Source organism: Akkermansia muciniphila (assembly GCF_018709685.1).
Taxonomy (GTDB): domain Bacteria; phylum Verrucomicrobiota; class Verrucomicrobiia; order Verrucomicrobiales; family Akkermansiaceae; genus Akkermansia; species Akkermansia muciniphila_E.
Map to the genome: position 1 here is coordinate 1 of NZ_JABDHQ010000037.1, position 1,141 is coordinate 1,141.

Annotated in this window: 1 pseudogene; it reads left to right on the forward strand. The window is 57.2% G+C overall.

Annotation, left to right across the window (positions count from 1 at the left end):
* Window positions 1-1,141 (forward strand): annotated as a pseudogene (locus HHJ06_RS11650) (hypothetical protein); the annotation flags it as partial.

Below are 1,141 nucleotides of genomic sequence, written 5' to 3' on the forward strand. Positions count from 1 at the left end.
CGTAGGGTTGAACTACGTCAAACGCGAAGCCCAGCACGGAGCCCGCGGCGGCCATATTGACGTGCGCGTTTCCGTGATCCCGGTGTATGTGTGGTGGAACCCGTACAACGTGGACATGAAATTCCAGGGAGCGGAAGGCGGCCCCTGGGGCTCCTTCTTCGGGGAGCACCGGTACATGCCGCTCATGCAGACCAATAACTATGGTCGCATGCAAGGTAATCTGATTGAAAACTGGGATCCCTCCTCGGCCACCTATTCGGAATCCCCCTTCTCTCCCTATTCCCCCAACGACGGCTATAACAACCGCCAGATTGCCGACTTTGGAGCCTCGTTCCGGAAAACGTCGCAATTAACGTCCGGAGGCGCAGGAAAAGCCGGAGAGGTATCCACGCTCAAGGCGGGGGAAATCGTCATTTACGCTCATCCCGTCGTCTCCAAGATCGAGCACGGCAACATGGTCACGCAGTCCAAGGCAAACAAGAATGATGTGCGCGTAGACAACTTTGCCTTCAAGGAAGGCTGGGACCAGAGCCCCGGGCAAGTCAGTTCCTACGCCATCAACCAGGCTGACGGCATTCAGTACCAGTACCTTGCCGGAAGCGGATATGAAGACAGGGGAACGGCCATGATGTCCATCAAATTTGCCGAAACGCTGAACGACCTTAATTATACGCCCCGCAGCGTCGTTCTCTGCACCAAATACACGGACGAATTCAATGCCAGTTCCAACAAGCTCGGCTCAATCGTCATGGTGTCCGGCATCATGGATCCCAAGCAAATCGGCAAGGCAGGGGATTTAACCGCGAAGACGGGAGCAGACTTGAATGTTTTCTCCAAAGCCATGCCCACTATCCTGAACCTCAACTGGGGCGCGTGGGAAAAGCCGCTGCTGGACCAGGTCAAGCTGCCTGCGGACATGTTCCTGGATAACGAAGGACCGGACGACAACCTGAAACGCCGCGGCAAATACGGCACTGCGGCCCAGGATTCCACCTTCGTGGCCTACTACGGTGTATCAATCAAATGGGGCAAGCCTCCGGTCATTGGGGCCTACCCCGAAGGCAAGGACTACCGCGCCAAGACCTGGCAGCACTCCAGCCCCCTCTTCTGGGGCGGCCAGATGCCCACCGCATCCGAGCTC